General features: G+C 37.5%; 16 protein-coding genes and 1 tRNA gene. 5 read left to right on the top strand and 12 right to left on the bottom strand.

Going from position 1 to position 15,196, the window contains the following annotated elements; all coding sequences use genetic code 11:
- Positions 1-79: 79 nt before the first annotated feature.
- The 5 genes from J655_RS17765 to J655_RS17745 form a co-directional block, all read right to left on the bottom strand.
- The gene (locus J655_RS17765) at positions 80-775 is read right to left on the bottom strand and encodes a phage antirepressor KilAC domain-containing protein (RefSeq protein ID WP_000993471.1); all 696 of its coding nucleotides are present in this window, start codon (positions 773-775) and stop codon (positions 80-82) included.
- 3 nt (positions 776-778) lie between these two features.
- Positions 779-997 (bottom strand): hypothetical protein, encoded by a 219-nt coding sequence (locus J655_RS17760; RefSeq protein WP_002013272.1) that lies wholly within the window; start codon positions 995-997, stop codon positions 779-781.
- Positions 998-1,134: 137 nt separating this feature from the next.
- Complete coding sequence (locus tag J655_RS17755; protein WP_000788310.1) at positions 1,135-2,367, bottom strand: hypothetical protein; 1,233 nt, start codon at positions 2,365-2,367, stop codon at positions 1,135-1,137.
- A gap of 99 nt (positions 2,368-2,466) precedes the next feature.
- Positions 2,467-3,810 (bottom strand): tyrosine-type recombinase/integrase, encoded by a 1,344-nt coding sequence (locus tag J655_RS17750; protein ID WP_171073042.1) that lies wholly within the window; start codon positions 3,808-3,810, stop codon positions 2,467-2,469.
- A gap of 152 nt (positions 3,811-3,962) precedes the next feature.
- Positions 3,963-4,035, bottom strand: a tRNA-Arg gene (locus J655_RS17745).
- A 314-nt stretch (positions 4,036-4,349) separates the two neighbouring features.
- Here J655_RS17745 and J655_RS17740 point away from each other — a divergent pair.
- Positions 4,350-4,604, top strand: coding sequence for a TIGR03643 family protein (locus J655_RS17740; RefSeq protein WP_032052731.1), 255 nt, complete (start codon positions 4,350-4,352; stop codon positions 4,602-4,604).
- A gap of 85 nt (positions 4,605-4,689) precedes the next feature.
- On the opposite strand, the gene J655_RS24695 is transcribed toward J655_RS17740, so the two are convergent.
- A complete protein-coding gene (locus J655_RS24695) occupies positions 4,690-4,830 on the bottom strand; it encodes a DUF2256 domain-containing protein (RefSeq protein ID WP_081310885.1) in 141 nt (46 codons plus the stop codon).
- A gap of 4 nt (positions 4,831-4,834) precedes the next feature.
- Positions 4,835-6,358 carry a cryptochrome/photolyase family protein gene (locus tag J655_RS17735; RefSeq protein WP_032052730.1) on the bottom strand — a complete coding sequence of 508 codons (1,524 nt, stop codon included), beginning with the start codon at positions 6,356-6,358 and terminating at the stop codon, positions 4,835-4,837.
- A gap of 287 nt (positions 6,359-6,645) precedes the next feature.
- On the opposite strand from J655_RS17735, the gene nudC reads away from it, so the two are divergent.
- The gene (nudC, locus tag J655_RS17730) at positions 6,646-7,425 is read left to right on the top strand and encodes an NAD(+) diphosphatase (protein WP_032052729.1); all 780 of its coding nucleotides are present in this window, start codon (positions 6,646-6,648) and stop codon (positions 7,423-7,425) included.
- A 79-nt stretch (positions 7,426-7,504) separates the two neighbouring features.
- Here nudC and J655_RS17725 read toward each other — a convergent pair whose 3' ends face one another.
- A complete protein-coding gene (locus J655_RS17725; RefSeq protein ID WP_031945084.1) occupies positions 7,505-8,884 on the bottom strand; it encodes an amino acid permease in 1,380 nt (459 codons plus the stop codon).
- Positions 8,885-9,262: 378 nt separating this feature from the next.
- Here J655_RS17725 and prpF point away from each other — a divergent pair, with 378 nt between their 5' ends.
- The 3 genes from prpF to J655_RS17710 all read left to right on the top strand — a co-directional run bounded on the left by prpF (position 9,263) and on the right by J655_RS17710 (position 11,958).
- Entirely contained in the window at positions 9,263-10,450 is a 1,188-nt protein-coding gene (gene prpF, locus J655_RS17720; RefSeq protein WP_032006511.1) for a 2-methylaconitate cis-trans isomerase PrpF, read from the top strand.
- 163 nt (positions 10,451-10,613) lie between these two features.
- A complete protein-coding gene (locus tag J655_RS17715) occupies positions 10,614-11,525 on the top strand; it encodes a polyprenyl synthetase family protein (protein WP_032052728.1) in 912 nt (303 codons plus the stop codon).
- Positions 11,526-11,583: 58 nt separating this feature from the next.
- Entirely contained in the window at positions 11,584-11,958 is a 375-nt protein-coding gene (locus J655_RS17710) for an MmcQ/YjbR family DNA-binding protein (RefSeq protein ID WP_032006514.1), read from the top strand.
- 65 nt (positions 11,959-12,023) lie between these two features.
- Here J655_RS17710 and J655_RS17705 read toward each other — a convergent pair whose 3' ends face one another.
- The 4 genes from J655_RS17705 to J655_RS17690 all read right to left on the bottom strand — a co-directional run bounded on the left by J655_RS17705 (position 12,024) and on the right by J655_RS17690 (position 15,084).
- Positions 12,024-12,878 carry an SPFH domain-containing protein gene (locus tag J655_RS17705; RefSeq protein ID WP_032006515.1) on the bottom strand — a complete coding sequence of 285 codons (855 nt, stop codon included), beginning with the start codon at positions 12,876-12,878 and terminating at the stop codon, positions 12,024-12,026.
- Positions 12,879-12,906: 28 nt separating this feature from the next.
- Positions 12,907-13,368 (bottom strand): NfeD family protein, encoded by a 462-nt coding sequence (locus tag J655_RS17700; RefSeq protein WP_016143172.1) that lies wholly within the window; start codon positions 13,366-13,368, stop codon positions 12,907-12,909.
- A gap of 105 nt (positions 13,369-13,473) precedes the next feature.
- Positions 13,474-14,391, bottom strand: a complete 918-nt coding sequence (locus J655_RS17695; protein ID WP_032006517.1) for a patatin-like phospholipase family protein — start codon at positions 14,389-14,391, stop codon at positions 13,474-13,476.
- 66 nt (positions 14,392-14,457) lie between these two features.
- Positions 14,458-15,084 (bottom strand): lysophospholipid acyltransferase family protein, encoded by a 627-nt coding sequence (locus J655_RS17690; RefSeq protein WP_032006518.1) that lies wholly within the window; start codon positions 15,082-15,084, stop codon positions 14,458-14,460.
- Positions 15,085-15,196: the final 112 nt, after the last annotated feature.

The raw sequence follows: 15,196 nt of genomic DNA, 5'->3' as shown, positions 1-15,196 counted from the left end.
GTGATTTTGCACCAGACAGACTTAATATAGATGAATAAAATTAATTTGAAAAGGGCAAGGCTAAAAATAGTTGGATATGTCATAAAGATTCTCCAAACCTTTTAGCCAAAATTTGCATACCTTTTGGCAGAATGAAAAACTCGGTTTGAGTATAACTATATGGTTGGCCAGAGGATTTTACACCTTCTTTAAGTGAATATTTGGTTTCACAGTACCCTCGACTTTCACTGTAATAAGTTGAAGCCCTAGCATTATTTAGATAGCGATCCCAGTTGTGTTTTCTAAGCCATTCAGCTAACACTTGCTGCTTAACATTCAGAATTTTACATGCTTGCTGGAATTTTACGCCGTGTTCAGTATGAGTGATAGTTTCTATTGCTTGTGACAAGGTTTTGTTTTCTGCTGTTAGCCGTAGATTCTGTTTGGCTTGAACTTCAATAGCCTGTAAAAGGTGCTGTGGATTGTTGATATCAAATGCTGGTGTTTGCTGTTCAAGTTCATACCAACGTTTCACAATCGCAGCAGTAAATTCTGGGCAGAGTTGAGCTACTACTGTTATCGAATCCACCTTACCTTGTTCACCAGAAAATACATATTCGGTGCTTGTGCGTCCAGCTGTAGGCTTTTCCACCGTTGGTGGTAAAGTAATAACACGGCGTTCTGCTAAACGTTCAATTGTTCTTTTGACGGAGTCTAAACGTATATTGGTAATGAGAGCGATATCTGAACTCAACATTTGTTGAGAAGGTAAAATTAAACCAATAGGAGCATTCATGGTTTAAGCCTCCATTTCTGCAGCAACAGTTTTTTTGCTGTTATGCCACTCAACAATCTCTTGATAGTCAAAGAAAACGGGAGCTTGTTTTGTGGTCCCCATTTTCATTGGCTTTGGAAACGTGGGGTCTTTACGAATAGTGTGTCGAAGAGACTCACGGGTTACATCAAGTAATTGGCATACAGTACTGAATTGAATTCGAATTGGAGTTATTTGAAGCATAATTACAACCATATATTTCTAACGCTTGGTTGTATCTAAACAGTTTTGATCGTACGGACGCATAGCACGTAAATGCAAAAAACTACGGACGTAATTTTACGTACGTAGTTTTAAGGTTTTAAAATTCAATAGCTTAGTTAATTATTGATTAATAATTTTTTTCTATCATCATGCCATCCAATTAACGGTGATGTTATATCTCGTAGTCTGCGCGTATACGTATCATCTCGATCGCCGGAATAGGGTGTATTATTTTTGATCCAAATATTTGCTTTATTACTATGCTTGCCTGATTTGGGGTTAGTAACATAAACTGATTCCCATAATTGAATAGCATAAGCTAGATCAGGCGCGTATCTTTCATTGTCAGTGCTGTCTAGAATTAAATCTAGTAGGTTATATGACTTTACTGGCTCTAATGATTGTTCCGACTGTAATTGCTCAATTTGTGTATTTAAGTTTTTAATAGTTTCTCTCAGTCTTTCTATTTCTTCATTTTGCTCATTAATTCTTTTGTGCTCGACAGTGAGATTACCTTCTTCCATTATTATTAGATGCGCATTAAAACTCTGGATAAGAATTTTATTTTTCTTAAGAGTCTCTTTTAATAATTCAGCAGGGATCATTTCTGATTCACCTAAAATGCCATCTTCAGACCATGAGCTAATTAAATTATAAGAATGTAAATAATGCTGAAAGTATTTAACGAAATTCGGTTGATCTCGATAAACTTCTACGAATAGTGGATTATTCATAGAAACAATTGAAGCTGCTTCATGAATTGAGAATGATGGTTTTGAGAATAGTAGATGTTTATATTCTTCATGATTGTATTCACGCCGTAAGGCGTCAAACTTTCTTTTATCAGGATCATTAAAATTTATTCTTTTTAACTCTTCAATATGAAACACTATCTCTTTTTTAGAATATTCAATTCCTTTGTATTCCTCATCCTTCATATCCCTAATCCAAAAAAAATCCTTAACGTCATCATCATACCTACGCTCATATACGTGAAGAGATTGGTTAAGTTCTGGTTCATTAAGTGGTATTTCAGAATATTGAGATATAATTTGATCAATTTTTAATAGATTAAAAGTTTGGTTTTTTGATCGTAATTGCTCAATCAGATCCTGACTAAAAACATATCCTTGAAATGGTACGTGCCATTTAGCCTCCACTACATGTTCAGGATAATCTCTTTTATCCTCACTATGGTGTTCGCGAGTTTCTTCTATACAGACTAAATTACCATCAAGATATACACACGGATGCAGCATGCTTCTTCGGCAATAATCAATAATATCTAAGAGAGATAATGGCTCATCTGAGGCAGATAACACCTCTTCTAAAGTATAGAAATTCTTCATTCTGCCTCCCAAGGCATCCCAAAATAGGAGCTAAGCCAATCAGATTGGGTATCTGACTTTCGCTCCGTCGAGCTAGGCTTAGCAAACTGTTAAAATTGATTATTTCATCAATTTTGCATACTTAAATTGTATGATCTCTTCACCTAAAATCTGTGCTGTATAATCATATGGACTAATACTTGTTTCTTTAGTCACATCTAAATAACTACTCCACCAATTGAGCATTGTTTTTCTTTCTTCTAAGAACTCTGCTTTATGGGTATATGCAAGTCGTACATTATTACGCTCTTGATGACTCATTTGTTTTTCAACAGCATCTTTCTGGAATAGTTTACTTTGAATTAGGGCTGCACAGGCCATACCTCTAAAGCCGTGCCCACAAATTTCTGTATTTGTATCATATCCGAGACGGCGTAGAGTTTTATTGATAGTTGATTCACTCATAAAGCCATGCGGATCACCGTTTTTAGGAAAAACATTTTGAGTGTGTCCGCTGTATTTGTAGACCTCTTTTATTATAGCTAGTGCTTGGTTTGATAGAGGAATTAAATGAGGTGTTTTCATTTTCGCACCGCGATAAGAGTATTTATAACCTTCTACAAAATCTCTAGTTGGGGGAATGGTCCAAATAGCTTTTTCAAAATCAAACTCTTCCCACCTTGCAAATCTGATTTCACTTGAACGAGCAAAAGTATGTAAGGCAAATTCAACACATAGCCGAGTAAGTGGATGACCAGTGTCGGAAGCTAATTTAGCTTGTAACTCGGGCAATCTTTCTAATGGTAATTGAGGATGATGTTTGGTTTTCTTTGAAAGGATGAAAATATCTTGAAGACCATAGGCTGGATTACTTTCAATAAATCCTTTCGACATTGCAAATGCAAAAATACTTGTTAGCCGTTGCCGGGTTTTTTTTACAACTTCGGTATAACCTAAGTCTTCAATACTTTTGATTACTTGAATTAGTTCTTTTGGCTTGATTGCATCAATAGGCTTTTTCCCAAGTTTTGGGAAAACATACTCTTCCATATTCTTAAGAGCCCTTTCTGCTGTTTCAGTTCCCCAACGTCCAGTACTTTTATATGCTGTATGCCATTCTCGAGCTATAGATTCAAAATTATATTTATTGTCTAGTTTAGCCTTTTGTATTTCGTTGTATTCAATTGGATCTATTCCATTAGCTAATAGTGTCTCCAATTCACGGCGCTTATCTCTGGCAGCTTTTAAACTTAAAGCAGGGAAGTTGCCCAAAGTCATTAAGCCATCTTTACCATTAGCTCTTTTATATTTAAATCGCCATACTTTTGAGCCACTTTTACGAATGAATAGAATCAACCCATGACCATCGTATAAGGAATAATCCTTTTCCTGCGGCTTTGCACCAGTGCATTTGGAGTCGGATAGCGGAATAGTTTTCTTAGCCATAGCAGAATAAGGATACATATTGAGTAGAACTCCATATATCCTCAATCATATCCTTAAACATTGCAACTATATCCTTATATATTTATCTATATTCTTCTATGATTAAAATTTATATATTTGAATATAAAATAATTTTAACTAAATTATTTTATATTTTGCTATTAGGTTTGTGCGCCCTGCGGGACTCGAACCCACGTCGGTCGCTTAGGAGGCAACTGCTCTATCCAGTTAAGCTAAGGGCGCATAATTTTATGATTATAAACAAAAAAGCTATTGCGAAGGCAATGGCTTTTTTTACATTTTAAGTATTAAAACCTCTGCCATAGTGGCTAATAAAAATAAAGCTTTACGATTCAACAGTTGCATACTCGCTTATGCTTTATAGAAAAATAGAGTTTATAAAGCTAAAAAATCACAAAAACTTCATGTTTGTCTTTCTATGATCTTAAGTAAAACACGAAAAGATTTAAGGCGAGCAATTGGATAGATATAGTTATTTCTAAACCGTTGTTTGTTAAGAATCAGATTTGGCTACCTATAAATCAAAAGGGCATAACATGAAAAAAATTGATGAACAGGACTTATCTAGAATTATTGAAATGGCATGGGAAGATCGCACTCCATTTGAAGCAATTGAGCGAGAGTATGGCTTAAGCGAAAGCGAAGTTATTCGTTTAATGAGATACAACCTAAAAACCAATAGTTTTAAACTTTGGCGTAAACGTATGGCAGGGCGTAAAACTAAGCATCAACAATTACGTTCACCAGACGTTGAACGAGCTTACTGCTCTCGTCAGTATAAATATGCTTAACATCATCAGATATAACCAATTGAAATCCAGCTGATTCAACAATTAAGAGTAGTGTTGAATCAGTTAAAACAATCGAGTGAAATATCTACTTAGTTGATCGGGCTTGTCTTTTACATCTTTCAGAGCAATATTTTACTTCTTCCCAGCAACGTTCCCATTTTTTTCGCCAGTCAAAAGGACGTTGACAATAGGCACATATTTTCTGGGGGAGATGCTGTTTTTTCATGATCTTAAAGCTCATCAAGTTGATGAATAAGTAACTTGGCATGCTGCATGACAGAAGCTTTATCTTTCATACGATCAAGGTTTTTATAGACCATAGCCATTCTGGGATTCTGACGAAATATGGCCTCATGTCGGCTCATAAAATACCAATATAAACTGTTAAATGGACAACTGTCAGACTCAGTTTTTGTTTTGACGTTATATGTACAGTGCTGACAATAATTTGACATTTTATGTACGTAATTACCTGATGCAGCATAGGGTTTACTTGCCATGATGCCGCCATCTGCATACATTGCCATGCCTAAAGTATTCGGTAATTCGACCCATTCATAAGCATCTACATAGACTGCTAAATACCATTTGCAAATTTCTGATGGAATTACACCTGCTAAAAGTGCAAAGTTGCCTATAATCATTAAACGCTGAATATGGTGAGCATAGCCATGTTCAAAGGTATTTCTGAAACACTCGGCCATACATGCCATTTTTGTATTACCAGTCCAGTAATATTGTGGCAGCGGCGTGCTGGCATGAAGGATATTTTGATCGCTATAGTCAGGCATAGATAACCAATATATTCCACGCACATATTCCCGCCACCCTAATATCTGCCGAATAAATCCTTCTACTGCATTTAAGGGAGCCTGTCCGCTGTAATAGGCTGTTTGAGCAGTGTCACACACTTCTTTTGGCAACAACAATCCACAATTTAAATAAGGTGAGAGCAGACTATGAAACATAAAATCTGAACCATAAACCATAGCATCTTGATAATCGCCAAAGTGAGGTAAGATGTTAGAAATAAAATGATCTAGAGCAAGTAGGGCATTTTGACGGGTAGTTGCCCATTGAAAGGAGTTGATATTGCCGATATGTTGTGAAAATTCTTTCTTGACCAGTTGAATAACATCTATATCAATTTGATCATGCTCAAAGGCTAATTTTGATGGCAAAGATGGATTGCCTAACCACGCTTTTCGATTGGCTTGATCAAAGTTCCATTGCCCGCCAACGGGTTGTTGGTCATGCATTAAATAGTGAGTTTGCTTGCGCATTTCTCGATAAAAGTATTCCATTCTTAGCGTTTTATATTTGTTTGCCCATCGCTTGAATTGTTCTACAGTATAAAAAAAGCGATCATCTTCTAGACACATAACAGGTAGTTTTAGCTTGTTAGCCCATGAAGTTTCGATTTCATGTTGCAAGCGATACTCACCACATTGGGTAATGACGAGAGTATTCGCTGAGAAGTGTTGCTGCTGCAAAGCAATAAAGTCGACTAACTTTTTTATATGACTTTCGCGCTTAAATGTGTGGTAACGGATTTTCCAGCCCTGTGCTTTTAATTCTTTTGCAAAGTGACGCATTGCACTAAAAATCAGCGCTATTTTTTGTGGATGATGAGCAACATAAGATGTTTCCTCAAATACTTCAGCCATCAAGATAACGTCTTCATTCCGGTTTAAATACTTGAGCGTTGCGAGTTGGTGATTTAATTGATCACCCAGAATTAAACCAAATCGCATATTTTTGCTTCATGAGATGGAACTAAAACTAGTCTATATTTTCAGAGATCAATTTTATGTGAAGCAGAGCTTCTAACTTCATCACTAGTCACTTAGCTATAAAAAGATAAAGACAACTTAAAAACATAACGCATGTGAATAAAATGTGATTTTAATCAAAAGGATACAAATTAAATGAATTGAAGGTGTTTGCTAATATGAGTAAGATTTTAAAAAAATATGTTTAAGCTTGATCCTTTTGAAGGAGCAATAGAGGCCATCGAAAGGTTCTTCACTCGAGTATATAAATGGATACCAACAACCTTCCTATTGCTTATATTTTTCAGCAGCAACAACTTTTGGTTGATGCGAATTTTAATCTACCTTGCCTTGAACAGCAGGAACATGATTTACATATACAAGCAGACCCTCTAGTAATAGCAAGAGATTTCCAAGAAAGCGAACTTATACCAAATGGATATCAGTTCATACCCATTCGCCAACTTTTACAGTATTGGACTAAACCTCAGTTTGAGCAGGCAAGTCGCGCTTTTCAGTTGCTAGAGTGGCGCCGTAACCATCAGTTTTGTAGTCGTTGCGGACATAAAACCCAGCAGCATAAGACTGAATATTCAATGACTTGTCCAGCATGTAATTTTAGTCAATATCCTAGGGTCAATCCTTGTGTAATTACCATTGTTACGCGTGGTGAGGACGAGATTTTGCTGGCTAAAAATGCTAGAAATACGAGCCAGATGTACAGTTTAATTGCTGGCTTTGTCGAGGTAGGGGAAACACTAGAAGATGCTGTTCGACGTGAAACATTAGAAGAAGTTGGATTACACATTAAGAATATTCAGTATTTGGCGAGTCAACCATGGCCATTTCCGAGTAACTTAATGTTGGCTTTTAAAGCTGAATATGAAGCGGGCGAAATTGAAATTCAGGAGAAAGAACTTAGCGATGCTCAGTTTTTCAAATTTAATCAATTACCTGAAATTCCATTTAAGGGCAGTATTGCTCATGCAATGATTATGCACGTTATTCATGGCACACCTGTCGCTGATGATACGAAACAGTGGCTTTAAACTGAGATTCAGATATTACTTTAATCTTATAGTGTTAAATAAAAAAGCCATTGTCTAGACAATGGCTTTTTAGATTTATTTATTCTTCCGGATTCTCAATGGAATCTAATTTTTTAGGATTTAAATAGTCAAAAAGTATAAGCATTGCCGTAATCCAAATAGGGATCATCATTACTGACTCTTTGAAGCCTTGAGTCCACATAATATAGAGAACCACAGCAATAAACGCTAAAACTAAGTAATTACTAAAAGGTGACCATAACGCTGGAAAAGATGTCTTAATATTCGCGTGCTTAACAAAGCGTCTATACTTCAAATGTGTAATTGATATCATTGCCCAGTTTAGAACAAGTGCCCCAACCACAACATACATAAGATGTCCAAGAGCATCTTCAGGTACAAAGTAATTTAAAAGAACGCAACCAAAGATTAATAAAGCAGAAAGCAGAACAGCGGGAATAGGAACCCCTTGTTTATTGGTTTTTGCAAAAACTTTTGGTGCATTACCTTGTTGAGCGAGACTGTATAGCATACGGCTATTTGCAAACATCCCACTGTTATAAACAGATAGTGCAGCAGTTAAAATAATAAAGTTCAGTAAGTGTGCAGCCCAACCAATTCCCATTTGACTAAAAATCATAACAAATGGACTTTTGTCGAGACCGCCAAGATCTAATTGGTTCCACGGCACTAATGAAAGTAAAATTGCCAATGAACCGATATAGAAAATCAAGATACGGAAAACGACTTGGTTAATTGCTTTTGGAATCGTTTTTTTCGGATCTTTTGCTTCTGCTGCGGCCATACCAATCAGTTCGATACCACCAAAGGCGAACATCAAGAAAGCCAACATATAGAAGAGGCCGCTAAAGCCATTTGGAAAAAATCCACCATGAGACCAAAGGTTACTAAATGAAATATTTGAGCCTACATCTGCTGTAAATAGCAAATAGAGTCCAAAAACAATCATAGAGATGACCGCAGCAACTTTAATAATAGCGAGCCAGAATTCGGACTCACCATAAAATTTGACGTTTGTTAGGTTAATTGCCGTAATCACGACAAAGAAAAATAAGACAGACGTCCACGCTGGAATATGAGGCCACCAATAATTAATATATTTGGCCACTGCGGTGAGTTCGCTCATCGCAACCAGAACGTAGAGTATCCAATAATTCCATCCGGTTAAAAATCCGGGAAATTTCCCCCAGTATTTATACGCAAAATGGCTGAACGATCCTGCAACAGGTTCTTCAACAATCATTTCTCCCAAGTGGCGCATAATTAAAAAAGCAATTAAGCCACCAATGGCATATCCTAAAATAATGGATGGTCCCGCAGATTGAATCACTTGCGCCGAGCCTAAAAATAATCCGGTACCAATTGCTCCACCCATAGCAATTAATTGGATATGTCGATTTTTTAGTCCTCGTTGAAGTGTAGAAGATTCGTTGGTCAAAGGTCTTCACTCACTATGAATAAGTAAATTATTCTAATAGATGGAGTTATTTTAGCCTAGACTACAAATTAATAAGGCGTGACTGAAAAGTAATTGTAAAATTTATTTAAAATCATGATCTTGCTTTTAATATTTCTATTTCGAGTGAAAAGTACTCTAAAAAATATAATTTCAGATAGACTTTTTTTCTTAGATTTTGCTTAGATTAAGTCATTGCAAGCATATTGTTAAATTCACAAAATATACTCGCGTCAATACGATTGATGTATAAAGCAGATCGCTATCTCTTGGCCTTAAAACAATTTAAGATGCAGAGAAGGGTAAACAAGAATGCTTGTTTTGATATAGAAGAACATAATAGTAAGGATAACAGTTGATATGAGCTCAGTACCGCAAATTAAAATTCCAGCAACTTATATGCGTGGTGGAACGAGTAAAGGTGTCTTTTTTAAGCTTGATGATTTGCCCGAAAAAGCCCAAGTTGCAGGTCAAGCAAGAGATCAGCTCTTACTACGTGTAATTGGTAGTCCAGATCCTTATGGAAAACAAATTGATGGCATGGGTGGTGCCACTTCGAGTACCAGCAAAACTGTTATTCTCGCTAAAAGCACTCAGCCAGATCATGACGTTGATTATTTGTTTGGTCAGGTTTCAATTGATCAGGCTTTTGTAGATTGGAGTGGTAACTGCGGTAATTTAACCGCTGCGGTTGGCTCTTTTGCGATTTCAAATGGCTTAGTTGATGCCGATCGTATTCCAGAAAATGGCCTATGCACGGTTCGAATTTGGCAAAAAAATATTCAAAAAACCATTATTGCGCATGTGCCTATTACCAATGGACAGGTTCAAGAAACTGGAGATTTTGAACTAGATGGGGTGACTTTCCCTGCCGCTGAGGTCCAAATTGAGTTTTTAGATCCTGCCGATGATGGTGAAGAGGGCGGTGATATGTTCCCGACAGGGAATGTTGTTGACCAATTAGATGTTCCAGAGATTGGTAGTTTTCAAGCCACATTTATTAATGCTGGTATTCCAACCATTTTCTTAAATGCAGAAGATTTAGGATACGAAGGTACTGAGTTACAAGATCATATTAATAGTGACGCAACTGCATTGGCACGTTTTGAAAAAATTCGTGCCTATGGCGCAGTTCAGATGGGCTTAATTAAAGATATTTCAGAAGCAGCAGCGCGTCAGCACACCCCAAAAATTGCTTTTGTCTCTAAACCAAAAAACTATACGGCATCAAGCGGTAAGTCAGTTTCAGAGAATGATGTTGATTTACTCGTTCGTGCTTTGTCGATGGGTAAATTACACCATGCCATGATGGGAACAGCGGCGGTAGCAATTGGTACAGCGGCTGCTATTCCAGGCACTTTAGTAAATTTAGCAGCTGGTGGCGGTGAGCGTGAAGCAGTACGTTTCGGGCATCCATCTGGGACACTACGTGTGGGTGCTCAAGCTGAACTTACAAATGGCCAGTGGGTTGTTAAAAAGGCCATTATGAGTCGTAGTGCGCGTGTGTTAATGGAAGGTTGGGTACGCGTTCCGGGTGACAGTTTCTAAAAGTTACTTAAGAATGAAAAAGCCTCTCCATTTTGTAGAGGCTTTTTTACCTAGGCCTTCGAAAACTCATCACGCACTTTTCACAGTGAATCGTGTATGATGTAGCGCATGAATGCTTCATAACATTCAATAAAATTTCTCTACTGATTTTATCGAGGCGACTGTGTCATCACTCTCTCAAGTTAATGCGGATGTTTTAAAACAAGCTCAACAACGTATTCAACAAGATTTATTGACGACACTGGCCGCATTCTCAATTCCAGAGCCTTTAAAAAGTGCAGTTCACCATGCAGTTATGCTTGGTGGAAAGCGTGTGCGTCCGGCTTTATGTTATGCCACTGCCTCTTTACAGCCAAATCCAAATTTTGCTGCGGCTCGTCGTGCGGCGGGTGCTGTAGAGTTAATTCATTGCTACTCACTAGCGCACGATGACTTGCCCTGTATGGACAATGATTTACTGCGTCGTGGTCAGCCGACTTGTCATGTTGCGTTTGGTGAAGATACTGCTTTGCTTGCTGGTGACATTTTACAATCAATGGCTTTTGAGGTTTTAGGTAGCCGTTTGTTTGATGAACAAGGGCAGGGTACTGATGCTGCGATTGTATTAAAACAAATGCAGATTTTAGCAACTGCTAGCTCCAAAATGGTTTCTGGACAGGTTTTAGATTTGCAAGCTGAAGGCAAGCAAATTACTCAAGACGAACTTGAAAATATCCATCGTAATAAAACGGGTGCGCTCATTCAGGCAGCCATTATGATGGGTGCAGTGACAATTTTCTCTGGAACAGATCAAGCAATTCCAAAGTTACGTCAATATGGACAAACAATTGGACTAGCTTTTCAAGTGTTAGATGATATTCTCGATATTACTTCGAGTACCGAAACCTTGGGTAAAACTGCAGGTAAGGATGAACAAGTACAAAAATCGACATATCCAGCCTTAATGGGGCTCGAACAAGCAAAGGTCTATGCTAAAGAATTGCATGATCAAGCCTTTGAAGCCTTAGCGCATTTTGGTGACGATGCGAAAGAATTAGTAGATATTTCACAATTCCTTTTAGCACGTACCAATTAATAATATTAAATCAATATTCATAACTTCTATTCATATTCAATGAATAAGGGAGAAAAGAATGAATGGTGAACAACTCCATCAAAAAGCAATTGAAATCGCGCGTAATCTTCCCTTTAGTCAACAGACCCATCCATTTGGGCCAGACTATGAAGTTTTTAAAATTTTAGAGAAAATGTTCATGTTGACCGCAGAAGTAGCTGGCGTCAAAATGGTTAATGTTAAATGTGATCCCTATAAAAGTCAGGAATATCAGGAGCTCTATTCATTTATTATTCCGGGATATCACATGAATAAAAAACACTGGATTTCGATTACACCGCATAAGAACTTAACAAGAGATTTACTTCAAGATTTAATTCGCGACTCTTATGATTTGGTTGTAAAAAAACTCCCTTTGAAAGATCAGAAAAGATTAAAAAAACCAATAATATAAAAGATAAAAAACGGCGACATATTAGTCGCCGTTTTGTTTTTAAATACTTATTTAAAGTAAACACATTAATTATGTTTTCCCATAATACCGCGAATTGTATTTAAAACATCGGCAGGTAAAACCACAGTTTTAGCATTGCTTGATTTCGCCATATCTTGCATCGCTTTCACATATTGTTCACCTAAAAGGTAAGCAACAGGAATTTCTTTATCACCAACCGCACTAGTTACCATTTCAATTGCTTTTTGAGATGCTTCTGCTAAGACCACTTGAGCTTCAGCATCACGTCGAGATGCTTCTAAACGACCTTCTGCACTTAAAATAGCAGCTTGTTTTTCACCATCGGCTTTTGTAACGGCAGCACGACGTTGACGCTCTGCCGCAGCTTGCTCTTCCATAGCCGCTTGCATGGTGTGAGAGGGTTGAATATCTTGAATTTCAACAGTTTTTAAAGTAATACCCCAATCTGAAATATCATCAGAAATCGCAGCTTTGAGCTTGGCTTTAATATGATCTCGTGAAGACAATGCATCATCTAGATCCATTTCACCTACAATAGAACGTAACGAAGTTTGTACAAGGTTTTGAATCGCCCATGTATAGTTTTCAATACCATAGACCGCTTTTTCTGGTGTGGTTAAATTAATGTAGGCCACTGCATTCATTAGTAATACGGCGTTATCACGTGTAATTACTTCTTGAGATGGAATATCAAGCACAATATCTTTTGTGGTAATTTTATATGCCACTTCATCTACATAGGGAATCACAAAATTAAGCCCAGGATTAAGGGTCGAATGGTATTTACCTAAACGTTGAACAATCCACTTATAACCCTGAGGAACAATACGTACCCCTTTAAAAATGGTGACAGCCACAAAAGCCAAAAAGGCTAAAACAATAATAGTACCGACTGGCATGAAAATACCCTCTCTTTATCTTTAATGTTTATGAAGTACCATGGGACTGGACAATTAAGTCATTACCCGAAATATCAATAACTCTAACACGATCACCGACTTTGACTGGTGTGGTGCTTCGGCAGTTCCACTCATCAGCCCCTAAAATGGGCATTGGAAAGCGAACGATAATTTGATCATGGTCGAGACCGGTTTGGATCACCATACCAATTTGACCAATAGTCGCTTCACGGGGTAATCCCGCTTTAGTTTTATCAATTGATAATGGTTTAATAAATTTGAACCAAAGAATGGTGCATAGCACTGACAGAACTATCCACAATACAATTTGCGTTGTGAGGCTAATATCTGGAAATAACCAGTAGAGAAAGCACACCATAATGGCGGCAATACCAAACCAAAGCGCGGCAAAGGCGGGTAGAATCAGTTCAGAAAGAATAAGTAAGATACCCAATACAAACCAGTGCCAAGGTTGTATAACAAACTCCATAGATCTGCTCTTTTATATATCTTTATGATGGGTAAAAGTGACTCAATATCACTTTTACCACTGTAGCAGATGATAGGGAGTGTGGATAGAAAAAAACCACCTCAATTAGAATTTAGGGCGTGGTGCAGGCTTAAACGCAGCTGGAGATTTTTTGAAGTTTGCAATTGCAGTTTCAACTTGGCGTATTTGCGCTTGAGCTGCTTTTTCGCCTTCCAAAATTGCTTGGTTACTTGATTTGAGATCAAGAGTACCTAGATGACCAACTTTAGGTTGAATGACAACATTGGCCTGCTTGAGCTCTTCATTAATACTTTGTTGACCCATGATATTAATGGTTTGATCAAGTAATCCCCACATATTGGCTGGGCGATTTCCTGCTGGACGCGCAGAAATATCGACTGCAATCACAATATCCGCACCCATATCACGAGCAGTTTTAACAGGAATTGGGCTAACCAATCCACCATCTACATATTTCTGCTTGCCAATTGTTGCTGGTACAAATACATTCGGAATACTACAAGATGCACGTACGGCTTGGCCTGCATTACCTTTAATGAAGTCAGCTTTTTGACCATTATCAAGGCGTGTTGCCACGGCAGCAAAACGGATTGGGAACTTCTCAATTGGTTTATTGCCTACATTACGGTTAACGTAGTCCTGTAACTTTTGTCCAAGAATAATACCCTGACGATTAAGTGTTAAATCGCGGATATCTGACTCTTGTAACTTTAGAGCCAGACTTTGCAATTGATAAGGTGTTTGTCCACTTGCGTAGATACTTCCAACAAAGCTACCGGCACTGGTACCCGTGACAATTTTAGGTTTAATTCCGTGAGACTCTAAAACCTTAATTACACCAATATGTGAAAATCCTTTTGCTCCACCGCCACCTAAAGCAAGTGCAATCACAGGTTCACGGGCTTTCATTGAGGTTGTCGGTGTTAGTGTTTTGCTAAATTTATCACAGCCAAATAGTGCTAGAGAGATAAATCCAATACTGGCAAATTGAGCAATTTTCATCTTTAAAAATAATCTACGTCGAGATAAATTAAGAGGGCTCATGAGACCAGATTTGCTCAATTTTTGCTAGGTTTTTTTCACTAGATTTTGTAAAGGTTCAGCAAGCCAATTACGATTTTTAGGTGAAATTTTTCCTTCATAACGCTCAAAAATCTTTTTTAAATCTTCTTCATAGTTGCCGCTTGGGTTTAAGTGCCCTAAACAGTGAATAGTCTTATGATCATAATCAAAAGAAAACATGACAATGGGAATATTGGCTTTTGCAGCGATATGATAAAAGCCACTTTTCATTTTTTTTGCTTTTTTACGTGTGCCTTCGGGCGCCATTCCAATCCAGATCTTGTCATATTTTTGAATGGTTGCAACGACTTGCTCAGTAAGTCCATTGGCTGTGTCACGTTTAACTGGAATGACTCCAGCCCAATCTAAAGCTCGTTTAAACGGTGGTTTAAAAAGGGCATCTTTACCTAACACCGTAATTTGAATACCTAATCCGAAAATCGCAAGAAAGCCATACCATCCATCAATATTAGAAGTATGGGGGGAAATAATCGCCACTGCTTTTGGCAAATTAGGAACTTCACCTTCAATTGTCCAACCTTGCGCTAAAAAAATTTTTTTAAATAGCGCTCGGCTTAAAGCAGTACCGCGTTGAGGTACTAAATCAGGTAAATTAGGGAAATGTTGATCCATATTTTTTAAATTTTAACTTGTCCTAGTTTTATCTTAATCTTTTGAAATATATGCTTCATTGGCAAAATGTAAGAACAACATGACATTTGATGTTATTCCTCATTAAACAAAT

It is taken from the genome of Acinetobacter sp. 1294243, from assembly GCF_000588015.1.
GTDB lineage: Bacteria > Pseudomonadota > Gammaproteobacteria > Pseudomonadales > Moraxellaceae > Acinetobacter > Acinetobacter pittii.
The sequence above is the reverse complement of the archived record's forward strand: the minus strand, read 5'-3'. Positions and strand labels throughout refer to the sequence as shown.

What these genes read in the sequence shown, in the direction of transcription:
- J655_RS17750 (WP_171073042.1), bottom strand. Translation starts at nt 3,810, where the DNA reads ATGTATCCTTATTCTGCTATGGCTAAGAAAACTATTCCGCTATCCGAC.
- J655_RS17710 (WP_032006514.1), top strand. Translation starts at nt 11,584, where the DNA reads ATGAATGGTGAACAACTCCATCAAAAAGCAATTGAAATCGCGCGTAAT.
- J655_RS17705 (WP_032006515.1), bottom strand. Translation starts at nt 12,878, where the DNA reads ATGCCAGTCGGTACTATTATTGTTTTAGCCTTTTTGGCTTTTGTGGCT.
- J655_RS17690 (WP_032006518.1), bottom strand. Translation starts at nt 15,084, where the DNA reads ATGGATCAACATTTCCCTAATTTACCTGATTTAGTACCTCAACGCGGT.
- J655_RS17700 (WP_016143172.1), bottom strand. Translation starts at nt 13,368, where the DNA reads ATGGAGTTTGTTATACAACCTTGGCACTGGTTTGTATTGGGTATCTTA.
- J655_RS17765 (WP_000993471.1), bottom strand. Translation starts at nt 775, where the DNA reads ATGAATGCTCCTATTGGTTTAATTTTACCTTCTCAACAAATGTTGAGT.
- J655_RS24695 (WP_081310885.1), bottom strand. Translation starts at nt 4,830, where the DNA reads ATGAAAAAACAGCATCTCCCCCAGAAAATATGTGCCTATTGTCAACGT.
- J655_RS17755 (WP_000788310.1), bottom strand. Translation starts at nt 2,367, where the DNA reads ATGAAGAATTTCTATACTTTAGAAGAGGTGTTATCTGCCTCAGATGAG.
- J655_RS17695 (WP_032006517.1), bottom strand. Translation starts at nt 14,391, where the DNA reads ATGAAAATTGCTCAATTTGCCAGTATTGGATTTATCTCTCTAGCACTA.
- prpF (WP_032006511.1), top strand. Translation starts at nt 9,263, where the DNA reads ATGAGCTCAGTACCGCAAATTAAAATTCCAGCAACTTATATGCGTGGT.
- J655_RS17760 (WP_002013272.1), bottom strand. Translation starts at nt 997, where the DNA reads ATGCTTCAAATAACTCCAATTCGAATTCAATTCAGTACTGTATGCCAA.
- nudC (WP_032052729.1), top strand. Translation starts at nt 6,646, where the DNA reads ATGGATACCAACAACCTTCCTATTGCTTATATTTTTCAGCAGCAACAA.
- J655_RS17740 (WP_032052731.1), top strand. Translation starts at nt 4,350, where the DNA reads ATGAAAAAAATTGATGAACAGGACTTATCTAGAATTATTGAAATGGCA.
- J655_RS17735 (WP_032052730.1), bottom strand. Translation starts at nt 6,358, where the DNA reads ATGCGATTTGGTTTAATTCTGGGTGATCAATTAAATCACCAACTCGCA.